The following is a 16,521-nucleotide window of genomic DNA, read 5'->3' as shown; positions in this document are numbered from 1 at the left end:
GGGCTTCAGAGCATGGTCTCGGTACTAGACCTCATCCGTAGTGGCGAAGCGCAAACTCGACCGGAGTTAGTGCGGCAAACGCAATTGGCGCGCAATGTGGTCGCGGACCGCGTGGAGCGTCTCCAGGCATTAGGGCTCGTGCGCGACGGAGGTCTGCGGCGCTCGACAGGAGGGAGGGCGCCGAGGTCGCTCGAGTTGGTTCTCGATGCTGGTCTCGTCTACGCTGCGGAGCTCGGCGCCACGAGGCTGGAGGTGGGTGTCGCCAACCTTTCTGGGCAGATTCTCGTGTCGGAAGAGATGCCGATCGATGTCAAGGAGGGGCCAGTCCAAACACTCGAGACAGTCTTGCGTGCACTCAGCAGTCTCAGCGTGGACATGGAGCCACGAGTATGGGGAATGGGCATCGGGCTGCCGGGGCCAGTTGAATGGGAATCAGGGAAGCCGTATGCGCCACCAATCATGCCGGGCTGGGATGGGTTTGACGTGCGAGGATTCTTCGCGGATCGACTGGGCTGCCCAGTGTGGGTAGATAACGACGTCAACATGATGGCCGTCGGGGAACTGCGGGCCGGCGTTGCCCAACAGTATGAAGATGTCGTCTATCTGAAGGTTGGCACTGGCGTTGGTGCAGGCATCGTGTCGTCTGGCAAACTCCATCGTGGCGCGCAGGGGGCAGCCGGTGATATTGGGCATATCTCGGTGGCATCAGGTGACGCCGAACTGTGTCGCTGTGGTAACTATGGCTGCCTGGAAGCGGTGGCTGGCGGGACAAAGCTCGTCAGTGCTCTTGAGGATGCGCTGAATGAGCCGAACGCGTCACAGCTTGTGCAATGTTGCGCCTCCGGAGGACGCACGGTTGAGGCCATCGTGCGTGCTGCGCACTTCGGTGATCCCGTTGCAATTCGACTGCTTGTGGAATCCGCGCGCACAGTCGGCGGCGTTCTCGCGCAACTGGTCAACCTGCTCAACCCAGCGATGATCGTCATAGGTGGGCGGGTCGGGCGTTCGCTTGATCTCTATCTCGCCACACTCCGCCAGGCTGTGCTGCGTCGTTCGCTGCCGCTGGCCACGAGGTCCCTGGAAGTAGTGGTTTCGCCGCTGGGGGAGCGCGCTGGGCTTGTAGGTGCAGCGTTCACGGCCGTTGACCAGTTGCTTTCTGTTGAGGGTATCGCACGGCTCCTGCGGCGCCAGTCGCCTGTAGAAGTGGTGTGACGCGCGCATTGAGTGTCAGGACCGTGTACATCGGAAATGCGCCTGCGCCTTCGGACACGCTCTGGCGAGGTGCTTTCTGCATCGCCGCCGTGGTTCCGTCTCCAAGAAGTAAGGCGTTGCCTGTCTAACACTCGAGCTGGATGTCGGCGAGTCACGAACTGTCGCGCTGCCTGCATCGTCGCTGGCGAGTTCCAAGTTCCCACCCTTGCTCGCCCGAGAACGCCGCAGGAGAGTGTCTTTCCCGTGATCGAACGCGTATTCGAAGTCTGCGAGGTTTGCCACCTTGATCCGGTAGGCCGTCTTCGTCACGCCTTCGCAAGCGGCCTGAATCGTGTAGGAGCTACCCACTGTTGCCTGGCAGACGTGAGACAGTACAGTCTCGTCGTTGGCTTCGGCAGCGGCGATGGCCGTCGGATTTAACATTGGAATCTCCCGGTACGGAATCTCCCACTACGGAGCCGAGGTTGGTACACGGCCGCCTGTGGCAAAGGGCATAGCGGCAGGCCGCTGGAGACAGGGCGTCGGGTTGACGTTTGACCAGGTGCCGCTGAAGTCGTAGAGTAGTCCCTCGGTGCATTGCCGGGTGTCGCTGTTGTGATGCCGGCGCACTGGTTAACGTGAAGTAGAGTTTCCAAGAAGGTAGGTCAGGCGTGTACGCAATCGTGCGCAACGGCGGACGCCAGCACAAGGTTGCTGTTGGCGACATCCTCGACATCGATCTGGTGTCCGAAGAGGTCGGCGGTACCGTCAACCTGCAGCCCCTGCTGCTCGTCGACGGTGACAAGATCACCTCCGACGCCAAGGGCCTTGACAAGGTTTCCGTCACTGCAGAGGTGCTCGGCGAAACCAAGGGCCCGAAGATCCGGATCATGAAGTACAAGAACAAGACCGGCTACAAGAAGCGCCTTGGCCACCGCCAGCGCTACACCCAGGTGAAGATCACCGGCATCGAGAGCTGAGGGAGTAAGAACCATGGCATCCAAGAAGGGCGTTTCCTCCACCCGTAACGGCCGCGACTCCAACGCGCAGCGCCTTGGCGTCAAGCGCTTCGGCGGCGAGGTCGTTGGCGCAGGTGAAATCATCGTGCGTCAGCGCGGCACCCAGTTCCACCCCGGCGACAATGTCGGCCGCGGTGGCGACGACACCCTCTTCGCACTCGCTGAGGGCAGCGTGCAGTTCGGCGTGAAGCGCGGCCGTCGCGTCGTGAGCGTCGTCTCTGCCTGACGAATCTGTTTTCAGCGAAAAGCGGCCTTTCGGGGCCGCTTTTCGCATTCCTCCAAACGATAGGCTTGCCCCTATGGCCATTCCCTCCTTCGTAGACCGCGTGCGGTTCACCGTCGCTGCCGGCAACGGTGGGCACGGCTGCGCGTCCGTAAAACGCGAGAAGTTCAAGCCGCTCGGCGGCCCAGACGGAGGTAACGGCGGCGACGGGGGGTCCGTCGTTCTGCGCGTCGATGGCGGCCTCCACACGCTGCTCGAATTTCACAGGCAATCGATCCGTCGTGCGAGCAACGGCAACCCCGGACAGGGCGACTTCAAGCACGGCGCTGCGGGGGAGAGCATCGTGCTCAATGTGCCGAGCGGCACCGTCGTTACCGACATTGTCACTGGTGAACAACTGGCCGACCTCACCGAGGATGGCCAGGAGTTCATCGTCGCAGAAGGTGGCCGTGGTGGTCTCGGTAACGCCGCGCTGGCCTCGTCGACACGGAAAGCCCCCGGTTTCGCGTTGTTGGGTGAGGAAGGCGAGTCGCGGGAGATCCGACTCGAGCTCAAAGTGGTGGCCGATGTCGGCCTCGTCGGGTTCCCGTCGGCAGGAAAGTCATCGCTCATCGCCGCCATCTCGAAGGCGAGGCCGAAGATCGCCGACTATCCGTTCACCACGCTCGTGCCCAACCTTGGGGTGGTGAGTGCGGGCGACGTGACGTACACCGTCGCTGATGTGCCAGGCCTCATCGAGGGAGCGTCGCTTGGCAAAGGCCTCGGCTTCGATTTCTTGCGTCACATCGAGCGTTGTCAGGCGATCGTGCACGTCATTGATCTCGCCACCTATGAACCCGGGCGCGATCCGCTGACCGACCTGGAAATCATCGAAGGCGAGCTCACCGCGCACGGTGGGCTTGAAGACCGCCCGCGCCTCGTGGCGTTGAACAAAGTGGATCTGCCGGATGCTTCCGAGATGGCAGACATGGTTCGCCCGGAGCTGGAAGCGGCCGGTCATCAGGTGTTCACCATCTCCACGAAGACCAGCGAGGGGCTCAACGAGTTGAAGTTCGCGATGGCCGCTATCGTTGAAGAACGACGCGCGGCGTTGCCGAAACCGGCGCCCAGGCCAGTTATCCGGCCCAAGGCGGTCGGACGAAAGCGGGGTAGCGTCGAGGAATTCACCATCGAGAAGAAGGGCGACGGGGAAGGCGGCTTCCTGTGGCGCGTGCGTGGTGATAAGCCAGAACGCTGGATCCGGCAGACCGATTTCAATAATGCTGAGGCCGTCGGGTACCTCGCAGACCGTCTCAATCGTCTGGGAATCGAAGACAAGCTCCTGCAGCTCGGAGCCATCGCCGGCGATGCTGTGGCCATCGGCGGGGAGGACGCCGTCGTGTTTGATTTCGCCCCGCAGATCGAATCTGGTGCAGAAAATTTGAGCCGACGCGGTGAGGATCAGCGCTTCGACACCGAACGTCCCGCCGCAACGCGTCGCCGCGAGCGCAACGCGGAGTATCACGCGGCGAAGGCCGCCGGCGTGGACTACGCGCTGGAGGGGATTGCTGACGACGATGCGGAGTGAGATCACCAATGCGCAGCGCATTGTCGTCAAGATTGGCTCCTCATCGCTGACGCACCCCGACGGCTCCCTCGACGAGGCACGCATCCAGACGCTCGCGACGGTGCTGGCCGGGCTGCACAACGACGGCCGACGTGTCGTCGTGGTCACGTCAGGGGCCATCGCCGCAGCGCTGAAGCCGCTGGGGCTTCGCCGTCGCCCGCGTGACTTGGAAACACAGCAGGCCGCCGCAGCAGTCGGGCAGGGGCTACTTATTCGTTCCTACAGCGACGCATTTGCGGCGCACGGGCTGACCGTCGCGCAGCTGCTGCTCACCGTCGAGGATGTGCTGAGCCCCACCACCTACCGCAACGCGCTCAATACGTTTTCCAGGCTGTTTCGCCTCGGAGTCGTGCCGATCGTCAACGAGAACGATACGACGGCAACCCACGAGGTCCGCTTCGGCGATAATGATCGGCTTGCTGCGCTCATCGCCCATCTGGTGCGCGCCGACGCACTGGTGCTGCTGAGTGACGTCGACGGGCTCTACACGGCCCACCCTGAGACGCCGGGCGCGACGATGCTGAGCCGCGTCGACGACGTGGCAGCCCTCGACGTCGACACCTCCCGTATTGGTTCGCGCGTCGGAACCGGGGGCATGCGCACGAAGCTGCAGTCTGCTGAGATCGCGACCTCGGCCGGCATCGGCGTCACACTCACTAGCGCCGACAACCTGGCGCCCGCACTGCGAGGGGAGGACGTCGGTACCTGGTTCGTCCCCGCGGGCAAGCGACGCCCTCGCCGCCTGCTGTGGCTTGCTCACGCGGCCCAACCGCGAGGACGAGTGCACGTCGACGCAGGCGCCGTCACCGCCATCACGAGCCAGCACGCCTCGCTGCTGCCGGTTGGAGTCACGCACATTGACGGCGCCTTCGAGGAGGGCGATCCGATCGAGGTGCTGGGCCCTGACGAGCGTGTGGTTGCCCGGGGGTTCGCCGGTCACGGTTCGCACGAGCTGCGCGAGGCGCTGGCCGAAGGCGAGATCGACGACGCCCTCGGCATGCACGGGCCCGTTGTACACAGGGACCTGCTCATCCTATTGTGATCTGGACCCGGGCGCCCGAGCCGCTACGGAAACGTTACCGAAGTGAGACCCCCGGCTCTGGTGCCGCTGCATTACAAGTTGTAGTATCAGAGGCAACGGAAACGTTTTAGTGAACCACTTCCGTGCGCCCCTACTTGCAGGGGTGGGACAACGTCGTCGAGAAAGGCACATACGAATGCACAATCTGAAGCGTGCGGTGGCGCTGCTGGCCGTCACCACCCTGGCCGTCGGCTCCCTGGCCGCATGTGGCGGCGATGCGGGAGGCTCCGACGGCGATGGCAAGGGCAAGGTCTATTTCCTCAACTGGAAGCCCGAGTCCGAGGAGACCTACAAGGCCATCGCCAAGGCATACACCGAGGCCACCGGTGTCGAGGTCAAGGTCCAGACCGCGGCGTCGGGCACCTACGAACAGACCCTCAAGTCCGAGGTCACCAAGTCCAGTGCGCCGACGCTGTTCAACATCAACGGTCCCGTCGGCCTGAAGAGCTGGCAGTCCTATGCGGCAGACCTCACCGATACCGCGTTCGCGAAGGACCTCACGGATCCCGGCCTGGCGCTGAAGGGTGAGGACGGCAAGATCTACGGCGTGCCGCTGGCCGTCGAGGGCTACGGCATCATCTACAACAACACCATCATGGACAAATACTTCGCGCTGCCTGATGCCAAGGCCAAGTCCGTGGACGAGATCAAGGGCTTCGACAAGCTCAAGGAAGTCGCCGATGACATGCAGGCGAAGAAGGCCGATCTCGGCATCGACGGCGTGTTCGCGTCCACCTCGTTGTCCACCGGCGAGGGCTGGCGCTGGTACACCCACCTCATGAACCTCCCGGTGCACTTCGAGTATGCCGACGATCAGGTCACCGACAAGGACGAGTTGGCCTTCAAGTATTCCGACCAGTACAAGAACCTCTTCGACCTCTACCTCACCGACTCCACGGTGGAGAAGACTCTCTCCCCGTCAAAGACGGTGACCGACTCGATGGCGGAGTTTGCCACCGGCAAGGCCGCGATGGTCCAGAACGGCAACTGGGCCTGGAGCCAGATCAAGGACGTGCAGGGCACCACCGTCAAGGAGGATGACATTAAGTTCCTCCCGATGTACGGCGGATACCCGGGCGAGGACAAGATGGGCATTGCCATCGGCACCGAGGCCTTTATGGCGATCAACGCCAAGGCGCCCGAGGCTGATCAGAAGGCCACCATCGACTTCGTTAACTGGTTGTTCTCCGACGAGAAGGGCAAGAAGCACGTCACGGAGGAACTCGGCTTCATCGCGCCGTTCAAGTCCTTCGGCGATGCCGCCCCGAACGACCCGCTGGCCAAGGAGATCGCCCGCTACCTGGGTTCGGACATGACGCCGGTGCCGTGGGACTTCACCACCTTCCCGTCGCAGGCGTTCAAGGACAACTACGAGCAGCTTCTTGCGCAGTACGCATCCGGCAACATCCAGTGGGATGAGGTAGTGACCAAGGTCAAGGAAAGCTGGGCTGCCGAGAAGGCGGCAGTGAACGGCTGATCCGGTTCACCTCGATGCCAGGGGCGGAGCGGCTGGCCCGTTCCGCCCCTGGCAGGGCAGGCAATCATGGAACGATCCCTCAAGAAGTATTTCCCGCTGTTCGTGTTACCGACGTCGGTGGCGTTCCTCATCGCGTTTCTCGCGCCATTCGCCATCGGCCTGTATCTCTCGTTCGCAGAGTTCACGACGATCAACGACGCCCAGTTCGTCGGTCTGAAGAACTACCAGCGAGCACTGGCTGAGAAGGACGGCTTCGTCGCGTCCTTCGGATTCACGGTGCTCGTGGTCATCGTCTCGGTCCTCACCGTGAACCTCTTCGCGTTCGCCATCGCCAAGCTCCTGACCCAGAAGCTGGCGTGCACCAACGTCTTCCGCACCATCTTCTTCATGCCGAACCTCATCGGTGGCATCGTGCTCGGTTACACCTGGCAGTCGATCATCAACGCGTTCCTCGCGCAGTACGGCACCACGATCATCTCCAAGTGGGAGTATGGGTTCGTCGGCCTGATCGTGCTGATCAACTGGCAGCAGGTGGGCTACATGATGGTCATCTACATCGCCGGTTTGCAGAACGTCCCGCCCGAGCTGACCGAGGCCGCGGCCATCGACGGCGCCGGCCGCTGGCAGGTGCTGCGCAACGTGACGATCCCCATGATCATGCCCACGATCACGATCTGTCTGTTCCTCACGCTGTCCAACTCGTTCAAGCTGTTCGACCAGAACCTGGCGCTCACCAACGGCGCCCCGTTGCGGCAGACCGAGATGGTGGCGCTCAACATCTTCCAGACCATGTTCGGTCGTGTCGGCACTGAGGGTGTGGGTCAGGCGAAGGCGGTCCTGTTCGTGATCGTCGTCGTGATCATCGCTTTGTTCCAGCTCAACATCACCCGCAGCCGGGAGGTCGAGGCATGAGCCAGCACACCATCAAGCGCAACCCGGTGGCCGTCGCCACGATATACGTGCTGCTCATCGCGCTCACCGTGGTGTTCCTCGGCCCGATCGTGTTCATCCTGCTCAACTCGTTCAAGCAGAAGTTCGCGATCAGTGCCAACCCGTTCGCAATCCCCCTTGGGGAGATGTGGGCCGGCCTCGAAAACTACGTCACAGGGCTCACGAGGCAGGGCTTCCTGGGCGCGATCGGGTGGTCGTTCTTCATCACGATCACCTCGGTGGCGGTCATTGTGTTCCTCTGTGCGATGCTCGCCTACTACATCACCCGAGTGAAGCGGTGGTGGACGTCACTGATCTACTACCTGCTCGTGTTCTCAATGGTCATCCCCTTCCAGATGGTGATGTTCCCGACGGTGAAGCTCGCCGACATGCTGGGGCTGGCCAACCCACTGGGCATGGTGGTCCTCTACCTGGGCTTCGGCGCAGGTCTGTCGACGTTCATCTTCTCCGGTTTCGTGAAGTCGATCCCCGTCGAGATCGAGGAGGCCGCCTACATGGACGGTTGTTCCCCTGTGCAGAGCTATTTCCAGATCGTCTGGCCGATCCTGAAGCCGGTGAGCATCACCGTCGCGATCCTCAATGCCATGTGGATCTGGAACGACTACCTGCTGCCGTACCTCGTGATCGGCCTGTCGACCGAGTACAAGACGATCCCGGTGGTGGTGCAGCAGTTCGTCGGCTCCAACGGCAACCGTGACATGGGGGCAATGATGGCCATGCTGGTGCTCGCGATCATCCCGATCATCGTCTTCTACATGTTTGCTCAGAAGCACATCATCGAAGGCGTTGTCGCGGGATCGGTGAAGGGGTGAGCTCTTGACCTCCCGGGCCACCATCAAGGACATCGCCAGGGAGGCCGGCGTCGGATTGACCTCGGTCTCCCGGGCGCTCAACGATCAACCGGGCCTGTCCGACGAGACTCGCGCACGCATCCTCGAGGTCGCGAAACGTCTGGACTTCACCCCGAACCCCCATGCCAGGTCGTTGAAGGTCAAGCAGAATCCGCGGGCCATCTCAGCGCTGATGAAGGGCCCCACCAATCCGATGTTCCAGGCATTGGGAGACCATCTGGAGACGCTCATCCGTCAGCACGGATTCACCTTCGAGACGGTTCGTGTGCCCCACACCGCAGATGAGTACGCGAGCGCCGGACGTGTCGTCGAGATCGACAAACCGGCCGGGCTGCTTCTACTGGGCGGGACGGTCAACCCGTCACCGGCACAGGTCAACTCGATCACGCTGCCGTTCGTGCTGCTCACCACGCCCCGGCTCGAAGGGGTTGACGAGGCCACCTACAGCTCTGTGCGTGTCGACGACGAGGCCGCAGTGGCACTGCAAGTGCAGTCGTTGGTTGATCTGGGACACCGGCGCATCGCCTACGTCGGTATGCCGCCGGAGGAACACTCCGCCGGAGCCGTGCGGCTGCAGGCCTTCGTGCGTGCAATGGAGCGGGTGGGGCTGCCCTGCGGACCGGAGCTGCAGCTGTATGAGGAGACCGACCGTTCGCAGTACTACACCTTTGACTACGGACATCGGCTCACATCTGAGCTGCTCGAGCGTGGTACCGACGCCACCGCCATCTGTGCTGCCTCGGACACGATCGCGCTCGGGGCGCACAAGGCGATCATGGAGCGGGGGCTCAAGATCCCCGAGGACTTCGCCGTCGTCGGATTCGATGGGATCGAGCAGTCCTGCTGGGTTCACCCGGAGCTGGCGACGATTGCGCAACCGCTGCAGGACATGGCCGCCACGGCGTGCGATCTGCTGTTCGCGCAGATCGACCACGGCCAGTCGCATCGCCATGTCGTCGTACCGGCACCGCTGGTGCACAACGCATCACTCGGCCCGGTCAGATGAGATCCAGGCTCGGCCCCGATTCGCCACTGGCGCAGGCTATCTCCCAGTTCGCCGATGCTGTGGTGCTGAACCTGCTCTTCCTCGCGTGCTGCCTTCCGGTGGTCACGGCAGGTGCGGCGTGGACGGCCATGCAAGCCACGATGGTGGAGGTGGCGCGCGAGCAGGGGCCGAGGGTGTCGCGTCGTTTCTGGCAGCATCTGCGCACTAGCTGGCGGGGCGCGACACTGGCCTGGCTCCTTGTGCTGGCACTCACCGTGCTGCTCGTGTGGGAGTATGGGGTCCTCGGGGCCTTTCCGCAGTCACCCGCGGTCATCGTCGTCCAGGCGCTCGTGGTTACAGGGCTGCTCGTCGTGGCGCTGTGGGCGTGGTGGTTGTTTCCGCTTATCGGGGAGGGCATGCCACTTGGGCGCGCGGTCCGGTTGGCGTTGGTGCTGGCCTTCGTTCGACTGCCGAGGGGTGTCGTCGGGCTGGCAGCAGCCGGGGTGCCGCTGTTGCTACTGTGGCTCGTCGACGGCGGGTGGCGCTTCGTGCTGCCCCTGATGTTCGTGGTGGGGTTTGCTTTGCTCGCGTTCGTCAACGCGGTGCTGCTTGCCCGAGCGCTTCCATCGGCAGCTGCGTGATCGGTTGCGTCGCCAGTGCCCACACGGCCCCTCCCACCGCGAGCCCGCCGATCGCTGTCATCGCCATCACGAGACAGCACGCGTCCTTGCTACAGGTGGGCGTCACGCACGTTGAGGGGGCCTTTGAGGAAGGCGACCCCATCGAGATCATCGGCCCCGACGACGGCGTCTTCGCCCGCGAATTCGCCGGCCACGGCTCGCACGAGCTGCTCGACGCGCTCAGCAACGGCGCCGCAGACGGGGCTCTGGGCATGCACGGGCCGGTGGTGCACCGCGCTCTGCTCATCTTGCTCTGAGGGGTGGCGTAGGTCGTTGAGCCGTCTGTTCTGACGTGCGTCACCACCCGATCATCGAGTAGCGCCGTAGGCGCGTCTCGAGATGCGTGGTGTGGTTTCGATACGCGCCCTGCGGGCGTTACTCAACCGCCGAGGCGAGCGGTTGCTCAACCGCCGAGAAGGGCGCAGACAGCACGTCGAATCGACGCCCTTCAGTGCCCTTCTGGCTAGGCCTTTTGCCAGGTGTTGTCGCCGATTTTACAAACCGCGAAAACAGGTCTAGTTTCCTCTCGGAATCAAGCGTTTCTTCGTCCCTTTGGAAGCGTGGAACATGAATCTCGTTGTAGCCCTTTCTTGGCTCGCAGCACTGCTCGGCACAGCCACTGCCCTTCCGCAGTTTCTCAAGATTTTGCGTACCCGAATCACGACGGGTGTGTCCACACATCTGTGGCAGCTGAGCCTGCTCGGATCGATCGCATGGACCTTCCACGGCTTCTGGACAGGCCAGATGGCCATCGCGTGGCCGACGCTCATTCTTGGTGTGATGCAAGTCGGCATTCTCGTGCTGATCCGTCACAACGAGCGCCTCCCGATTGCACCTGTGTTCGTCATGCCGATGCTGGCGGGTGTGGGTTTCTGCCTCATTGACTCCTACGCCGGCGCGGCCGCATTCGGCACGGTTGCCGCGATCTCTCCGGTGCTCGGTCAGCTCGCGCAGTTGCGCACCATGCGTCGCGCGTCCGACTTGGCGGGCGTGTCTGTCGAGTATCTCCTGCTGAATCTCGGGGCGCAGGCCATGTGGATGAGCTACGGCTGGCTGGGTGTGGAGTGGGCCATGCGCGTTAATGCCTCCGCTCAGACGCTTGTTTGTGGGCTCGTGGTCGCGTATTTCATGCATCGCAAGGTGTCGCTGCGGCGCGCCGCGCAGCCGGTGCCCATGCAAGTGGCTGCCTGACCCTGCTGCGCTGCCCCTAGAATGCGGGCATGACGTTCCAAGACCAGGGGCTGGCGGCCCGTCGCGCATCGTTCTCGCTTGCCACGCTCGATCGCGCATCGAAGGATGCCGCGCTGCACGAGATGGCCGACGCCCTCCTCGACGCCAAGCAGGAACTGCTCGACGCCAACGCTCGCGACGTGGACCGCGCCAGGCAACAGGGCACAGCCCAAGCGATGCTGGACCGACTCTCGTTGTCAGATGCCCGCATCGACGCGATGGCCGCCGGGCTGCGGCAACTCGCCGCACTTCCAGATCCAGTGGGCGACGTGGTCCGCGGCTGGAAGCTGCCCAATGGTGTGAGCGTCAGCCAAGTGCGCGTACCGCTCGGGGTGCTCGGCATCATTTATGAGGCGCGCCCGAACGTCACCGCCGACGCCGCCGGCATCGCGCTGAAGTCCGGCAACGCGGTGTTGCTGCGCGGTTCCAGCTCGGCGCTCGAATCGAACCGTGTCACTGTCGCGGCACTCCGACGAGGTCTCGAGGCCGCGGGGATCACACCGGACGCGGTGCACCTCGTCGAAGGCGGCCGTGAGATCACGTCGGAGATGATGACGGCGCGAGGCATCGTCGACGTGCTAATCCCGCGCGGGGGAGCGAGCCTCATTGATGCTGTGGTCGAGGGTGCGACGGTGCCCGTCATCGCAACCGGCACGGGCAACTGCCACCTCTACGTTGATGCCGCAGCCGATCAGCGCATGGCGCTCGAGATCCTCCTCAACGCCAAGACCCAACGCCCCAGCGTCTGCAATGCCGCCGAGACGCTCCTCGTCCACGCGGATATCGCCGATGAATTCCTCCCCGCCGCGCTCGCGGCTCTGGCCGACGCCGGCGTGACGGTGCACGGCGGTGACGAGGTGCGTCGGTATGCTTCCGACGTCGTCCCCGCCACCGACGAGGACTTCGACACCGAGTACCTCGCGCTCGACATCGCGGTGAAAGTGGTAGGCAGCGTCGACGCGGCCGTCGAGCACATCCGCCAGCACACCACGGGCCATTCCGAGACGATCGTTTCTGAATCTCGACGCGCAATCGCGGCTTTCGTCGCTGGAGTCGATGCGGCTGCGGTGTTGGTGAATGCGTCGAGCCGCTTCGTCGACGGTGGCGAGTTCGGCTTCGGCGCCGAGATCGGCATCTCGACGCAGAAACTGCACGCACGCGGGCCGATGGCGCTGCCGGAGATGACCTCGACGAAGTACATCGTCGAAGGATCAGGGCAAATCCGCTCGTGATTCGATAATGTGCTGCCCATGAATCTTGTGCTGCTCGAAGCTTCGACCGAAGGCCTGCCCCCCGTGCTCGCAGGCGTGGTTGCATTTGTTGCGTTGCTGAGCGCCCTCATCTGGGTGATCGGCATGGGTTCTGGGCGCCCGAACTCGAAGTGACGTCAACCGAACTTGGCATCGCTCGTAGTGAGCGGTCCCGCCGCTATCGCCTCGGCGTGATGGGTGGAACGTTCGATCCGATCCACCACGGCCACCTCGTGGCCGCATCCGAGGTCGCCGCGCGCTTCAGCCTCGACGAGGTGGTTTTTGTTCCCACTGGTATTCCCTGGCAGAAGGCGGACCGCGACGTCTCGCTGGCGGAAGACCGTTACCTCATGACGGTGATCGCGACGGCATCCAATCCGCAGTTCTCCGTCTCACGGGTTGATATCGACCGCGAGGGCAACACCTACACCGTCGACACGCTGAAAGACCTCCGCGCCGAACGCGGCGACGACGTCGACTACTTCTTCATCACCGGTGCCGATGCGGTGCGTCAGATCCTCACCTGGCGCGGCGCCGACGAGCTCTTCGATCTCGCGCACTTCGTGGGCGTGACAAGGCCTGGCGTTCCGCTCACGAAGAAGGACCTCAGCCACCTTCCCCTCAATTCCGTCACGCTGCTGGAGGTGCCCGCGCTGGCGATCTCGTCGACGGATTGCCGCGAGCGCACGCAGCAGGGAATGCCCATTTGGTATCTCGTGCCTGACGGTATCGTGCAGTACATCGCCAAGCGCGGTTTGTACCCCGCCCCCGATTCTGGAGTTCCCCGTGACAGCCACTGATGAAGCATTGGCACTCACCCGCGCTGCGGCGCTGGCCGCGTCGAAGAAATCCGGCGAGAATGTCGTCGCGTTTGATGTGAGCGAGCAACTCAGCATCACCGACGTGTTCCTCATTATCTCGGCGGGCAACGAGCGCCTCGTCGGCGCGCTGGTAGATGCGGTGGAAGAAGCGCTGCTGAAGGATGGGCGCAAGCCGGTGCGGCGCGAAGGCGACAGGGAGAACCGTTGGGTGTTGCTCGACTACGTCGACGTCGTCATTCACGTCCAGCACGACGAGGAACGCACCCTCTACAACCTTGAACGGCTGTGGAAGGACTGCCCGACGATCGACCTGGAACTGCCGCAACTGTGACCCGCATCATCATGCTGCGCCACGGCGAGACGCTGTGGAACCGCGAAGGAAAGATGCAAGGCCAGGCCGACGTCGAGTTGAGCGAGCATGGCCGCGAACAGGCTCGGGAGGTTGCCGCCGAGCTCACCCAGTATGCGTTTGACGTGGTGTGGTCGTCGCCGCTGTCACGGGCGCGCGAAACCGCTCGCACGGTTGCCTCCGTGCGGGGCTTGGAGGTTCACGTCGACGCCAGGCTCGGCGAGATCGACATGGGCGATTGGGCAGGCAAAACCTGGGCGGAAGTGTCAAAGACGCACCCAGAGAGGGTTGAGCGGTTGCGCGCGGGAGAGGATTTCCGTCGCTCGGAATCAGGGGAGACCGCCGAAGAGATGGCCCGACGGGGCACCCGCGCGCTGCACGACATCGCGGCCAAGCACTCCGACCAGACGGTGCTCGTCGCCACGCACGGGTTCTTTACGCGCGTGACGGTGGCATCGCTGCTGGAGCTGCCAGGCCTTGGCCGGGGGCTCGGCACCATGAGCAACGCGCATTGGGCCGAGCTGCGTCACGACGATGTGGGCTGGACGCTGTTGGGGTATAACCTCGGTGGCGCGCAACCGCACGACATGTAAGTGAGTACTGCGCGAGCGAGAGCGAAACGTGAAAGAGTGGGACAAACAGCTCCAGAGGAGGAGTCGGCGGTGAAGCTGAAGCTAGGTACGCGAGGTACAGACCTCGCGATGGCGCGTACCAATCAGGTTGCGGAGAGTTTGCGCGAGCTCGGGCACGACGTCGAGGTGGTGCCGGTCACAAGCGCGGAACCCGACGCCAACCACATGCACGACGGACGGTCGTTCCAGGGCGGCTTTGCGGCAGAACTGCGCACGGCCTTACGCGAGGGGCAAGTAGATGCCGTCGTGCACTCCACGAAGGACATCCCCATCGGCGAGCAGCGCCAGTCTGACCTCGTGATTGCCGCCGTGCCCGCGCGCGACGATTGGCGCGATGCACTGATTTCTCAGAACCGTATGCCCCTGGCTGCTTTGCCCTCGCGTGCCCGCATCGGTGTGACCTCTCTGCGACGCATCGCACAGATCCGCCGGCTGTGCCCCGACCTCACCTTCGTTGACGTCGGCGGCACCATGGAGGAACGCATCTCCCGCGTGCAGCCGGGAGACCTCGACGCGCTGGTGTTGTCCGCGTCGGCCCTCGAGCGCACGGGCAAAACCGAGATGGTGACGGAGTATCTGCCCATCCTTCCCGCACCGGGCCAGGGCGCGAAGTCCATCGAGTGCCGCGTCGGCGACACTGAGGTCATTCAGGCGCTCGAAGGCATTGAAGACCTCGAGACGCGCATCTGCGTGGCTGCCGAGCGTGACCTCATGTACCGCTTGGGTGCCAACTATCGGATGCCGGTGGCGGCGCTGGTTTCGCGCAAGTCGATTCTCAACTTCAAAGCGTGCGTGACGAACGTCGATGGCTCCGAGCACATACAGCTCGAGATCGGCATGCCGACGTCGTTGTTGCACGCGAAGCGAGCCGGCACGCGGCTGGCAGATGCGTTCTTGGAACGCGACGTTATGCGCTTCATCAACGAGGAAGCGCTCGCGAATGTGAAGTTCACGAAGGAACACGACGACGAGACCGGCACACTCGACGAGAAGGGGCCCGACGCGCCCCACCTGCTGCTGCCTCGCCAGGAGGGGCTCATGTCTCGCTCCATCCGCGAGCAGGGCGTCAACGTCGATACGGCCCCGCTGCAGATTGCCGAGCTGCTCCCGAACGCAGAGAACCGTTTCGATGGAGCGGATTGGCTGGTATTCCCGACGGCGCACACCATCTGGGCGCTGCGCGAACTGGGTTGGAAACTGCCTGAGGGAGCCAAGGTGGCGGCGCTCGGCACCACCACCAGAGAGATGCTCGAAGACTACGGCGTGCACGTCACGCTGTCCCCGGAGGGTACCGCCAGCACCCCGAATCTCATCGCCATGTTCCCGGAGGGTTCAGGCCGCGTAGTGGTGCCCTGTGCCGACGACCTCAGCAACCGGATAGCCGAAGGCTTGGGGGAGCGAGGCTACGAGGTCACGCGCATGCCGGTGTACCGCATGCGCGACATCGATGAGGTGGCTGACTGGGTGCTGGAGGGCTGGAACAACGGCCGCTACGATGCGATCCTGCTCACGTCGCCCGTGGTGGCGCAGAGTTTCCTGAACTTGCTGCCACGCAACGAGCAGGTGGCCGTCGTCGCCTGGGATGACGATTCCGCTAAGGTGCTTCGCGACGGTGGTGTCGAGCCGGTGATGGTGGCGCCGTCGAAGGATGACCAGGGTGTGCTTGCAGTGGTGGAGAGGCTCAAGGAGATTACTGGCAAGTAGTCAGGCCGTGATGAACACCCGTTCGTCTGGGGAAGGGAACTGCACTGCTTCGTCCCCGAGCGGCGCTGTTTCCAGATAGCTCGGCACGTCGCTGTCGATAAACAGCAAGACGAGCGCGTCGTCGCGCTTGGTGCCCGCACCCAGTACCACGCGGGACTGAGTGTCCGCGCATGAGTTTGTCTGCTCGAGGTCGGCCAATTCCACCGAGCCACAGAGTGTGCAGTCGCACGTGTGGGTCACCGTCGTGCGTCGCAGGGCTTCGATCCAGCGTCGGCGCTGTTCCGCGCTTGGCGGTGGCTCGTCGGCATCCGTGGGGTTCGCGTGGGCGATCATGGCTTTCGCCAACGCGCGGTCACGATCAGAAAGCTCTCGGAGTATCAATACGGTGTCCATCTCTTGCACAGCGCTGGAGGAGTGGTATGAGAGTTAGCTTACGCGCGCATCTGCGCATCATTACTGGGCAGGGGGGCT

Annotated in this window: 18 protein-coding genes and 1 pseudogene; 18 read left to right on the top strand and 1 reads right to left on the bottom strand. The window is 63.5% G+C overall.

Going from position 1 to position 16,521, the window contains the following annotated elements:
* Nucleotides 1-69: 69 nt before the first annotated feature.
* The 18 genes and pseudogenes from Q0X61_RS01900 to hemC all read left to right on the top strand — a co-directional run bounded on the left by Q0X61_RS01900 (nt 70) and on the right by hemC (nt 16,050).
* The gene (locus Q0X61_RS01900) at nt 70-1,212 is read left to right on the top strand and encodes an ROK family protein (RefSeq protein ID WP_297739791.1); all 1,143 of its coding nucleotides are present in this window, start codon (nt 70-72) and stop codon (nt 1,210-1,212) included.
* Between the two features lie 650 nt (nt 1,213-1,862).
* Complete coding sequence (gene rplU, locus Q0X61_RS01895; RefSeq protein WP_108871754.1) at nt 1,863-2,171, top strand: 50S ribosomal protein L21; 309 nt, start codon at nt 1,863-1,865, stop codon at nt 2,169-2,171.
* 13 nt (nt 2,172-2,184) lie between these two features.
* On the top strand, nt 2,185-2,436 hold the full coding sequence (gene rpmA, locus Q0X61_RS01890) for a 50S ribosomal protein L27 (protein ID WP_108871755.1): 252 nt from the start codon (nt 2,185-2,187) through the stop codon (nt 2,434-2,436).
* A 73-nt stretch (nt 2,437-2,509) separates the two neighbouring features.
* Nucleotides 2,510-3,946: pseudogene (gene obgE / locus Q0X61_RS01885) on the top strand (GTPase ObgE); the annotation flags it as partial.
* A gap of 43 nt (nt 3,947-3,989) precedes the next feature.
* Nucleotides 3,990-5,081: a glutamate 5-kinase gene (gene proB / locus Q0X61_RS01880; RefSeq protein WP_297739785.1), complete on the top strand. Its 1,092-nt coding sequence runs from the start codon at nt 3,990-3,992 to the stop codon at nt 5,079-5,081.
* A gap of 175 nt (nt 5,082-5,256) precedes the next feature.
* A complete protein-coding gene (locus tag Q0X61_RS01875; RefSeq protein WP_297739782.1) occupies nt 5,257-6,597 on the top strand; it encodes an ABC transporter substrate-binding protein in 1,341 nt (446 codons plus the stop codon).
* A 66-nt stretch (nt 6,598-6,663) separates the two neighbouring features.
* Nucleotides 6,664-7,509 carry a carbohydrate ABC transporter permease gene (locus tag Q0X61_RS01870; RefSeq protein WP_297739781.1) on the top strand — a complete coding sequence of 282 codons (846 nt, stop codon included), beginning with the start codon at nt 6,664-6,666 and terminating at the stop codon, nt 7,507-7,509.
* Nucleotides 7,506-8,360 (top strand): carbohydrate ABC transporter permease, encoded by an 855-nt coding sequence (locus Q0X61_RS01865; protein WP_297739779.1) that lies wholly within the window; start codon nt 7,506-7,508, stop codon nt 8,358-8,360. Before Q0X61_RS01870 ends, Q0X61_RS01865 begins: the two co-directional genes overlap by 4 nt.
* A 4-nt stretch (nt 8,361-8,364) precedes the next feature.
* Nucleotides 8,365-9,405 carry a LacI family DNA-binding transcriptional regulator gene (locus Q0X61_RS01860; protein ID WP_297739776.1) on the top strand — a complete coding sequence of 347 codons (1,041 nt, stop codon included), beginning with the start codon at nt 8,365-8,367 and terminating at the stop codon, nt 9,403-9,405.
* Nucleotides 9,402-10,025, top strand: a complete 624-nt coding sequence (locus Q0X61_RS01855) for a YesL family protein (RefSeq protein WP_297739774.1) — start codon at nt 9,402-9,404, stop codon at nt 10,023-10,025. The genes Q0X61_RS01860 and Q0X61_RS01855 overlap by 4 nt, the downstream gene beginning before the upstream one ends.
* Nucleotides 10,022-10,321 (top strand): PUA domain-containing protein, encoded by a 300-nt coding sequence (locus Q0X61_RS01850; RefSeq protein ID WP_297739772.1) that lies wholly within the window; start codon nt 10,022-10,024, stop codon nt 10,319-10,321. The genes Q0X61_RS01855 and Q0X61_RS01850 overlap by 4 nt, the downstream gene beginning before the upstream one ends.
* Before the next feature lie 310 nt (nt 10,322-10,631).
* On the top strand, nt 10,632-11,255 hold the full coding sequence (locus Q0X61_RS01845; RefSeq protein ID WP_297739770.1) for a PQ-loop domain-containing transporter: 624 nt from the start codon (nt 10,632-10,634) through the stop codon (nt 11,253-11,255).
* 29 nt (nt 11,256-11,284) lie between these two features.
* Nucleotides 11,285-12,526 (top strand): glutamate-5-semialdehyde dehydrogenase, encoded by a 1,242-nt coding sequence (locus Q0X61_RS01840; RefSeq protein ID WP_297739768.1) that lies wholly within the window; start codon nt 11,285-11,287, stop codon nt 12,524-12,526.
* A gap of 18 nt (nt 12,527-12,544) precedes the next feature.
* Nucleotides 12,545-12,679, top strand: coding sequence for a hypothetical protein (locus Q0X61_RS01835; protein ID WP_297739766.1), 135 nt, complete (start codon nt 12,545-12,547; stop codon nt 12,677-12,679).
* Nucleotides 12,676-13,344: a nicotinate-nucleotide adenylyltransferase gene (nadD, locus tag Q0X61_RS01830; protein WP_297739764.1), complete on the top strand. Its 669-nt coding sequence runs from the start codon at nt 12,676-12,678 to the stop codon at nt 13,342-13,344. The genes Q0X61_RS01835 and nadD overlap by 4 nt, the downstream gene beginning before the upstream one ends.
* Complete coding sequence (rsfS, locus tag Q0X61_RS01825) at nt 13,331-13,696, top strand: ribosome silencing factor (protein WP_297739762.1); 366 nt, start codon at nt 13,331-13,333, stop codon at nt 13,694-13,696. Before nadD ends, rsfS begins: the two co-directional genes overlap by 14 nt.
* Nucleotides 13,693-14,307, top strand: coding sequence for a histidine phosphatase family protein (locus Q0X61_RS01820; protein ID WP_297739760.1), 615 nt, complete (start codon nt 13,693-13,695; stop codon nt 14,305-14,307). The genes rsfS and Q0X61_RS01820 overlap by 4 nt, the downstream gene beginning before the upstream one ends.
* Nucleotides 14,308-14,376: 69 nt before the next feature.
* Entirely contained in the window at nt 14,377-16,050 is a 1,674-nt protein-coding gene (hemC, locus tag Q0X61_RS01815) for a hydroxymethylbilane synthase (protein ID WP_297739758.1), read from the top strand.
* Here hemC and Q0X61_RS01810 read toward each other — a convergent pair whose 3' ends face one another.
* Nucleotides 16,051-16,443 (bottom strand): hypothetical protein, encoded by a 393-nt coding sequence (locus tag Q0X61_RS01810; protein WP_297739756.1) that lies wholly within the window; start codon nt 16,441-16,443, stop codon nt 16,051-16,053.
* Nucleotides 16,444-16,521: the final 78 nt, after the last annotated feature.

The sequence above is a fragment of the uncultured Tessaracoccus sp. genome, from assembly GCF_947255005.1.
GTDB lineage: Bacteria > Actinomycetota > Actinomycetes > Propionibacteriales > Propionibacteriaceae > Arachnia.
The sequence above is the reverse complement of the archived record's forward strand: the minus strand, read 5'-3'. Positions and strand labels throughout refer to the sequence as shown.

Coding starts and splice junctions, on each gene's coding strand:
- rpmA (WP_108871755.1), top strand. CDS start 2,185: ATGGCATCCAAGAAGGGCGTTTCCTCCACCCGTAACGGCCGCGACTCC.
- proB (WP_297739785.1), top strand. CDS start 3,990: ATGCGGAGTGAGATCACCAATGCGCAGCGCATTGTCGTCAAGATTGGC.
- Q0X61_RS01875 (WP_297739782.1), top strand. CDS start 5,257: ATGCACAATCTGAAGCGTGCGGTGGCGCTGCTGGCCGTCACCACCCTG.
- Q0X61_RS01870 (WP_297739781.1), top strand. CDS start 6,664: ATGGAACGATCCCTCAAGAAGTATTTCCCGCTGTTCGTGTTACCGACG.
- Q0X61_RS01865 (WP_297739779.1), top strand. CDS start 7,506: ATGAGCCAGCACACCATCAAGCGCAACCCGGTGGCCGTCGCCACGATA.
- Q0X61_RS01855 (WP_297739774.1), top strand. CDS start 9,402: ATGAGATCCAGGCTCGGCCCCGATTCGCCACTGGCGCAGGCTATCTCC.
- Q0X61_RS01845 (WP_297739770.1), top strand. CDS start 10,632: ATGAATCTCGTTGTAGCCCTTTCTTGGCTCGCAGCACTGCTCGGCACA.
- Q0X61_RS01840 (WP_297739768.1), top strand. CDS start 11,285: ATGACGTTCCAAGACCAGGGGCTGGCGGCCCGTCGCGCATCGTTCTCG.
- Q0X61_RS01835 (WP_297739766.1), top strand. CDS start 12,545: ATGAATCTTGTGCTGCTCGAAGCTTCGACCGAAGGCCTGCCCCCCGTG.
- Q0X61_RS01810 (WP_297739756.1), bottom strand. CDS start 16,443: ATGGACACCGTATTGATACTCCGAGAGCTTTCTGATCGTGACCGCGCG.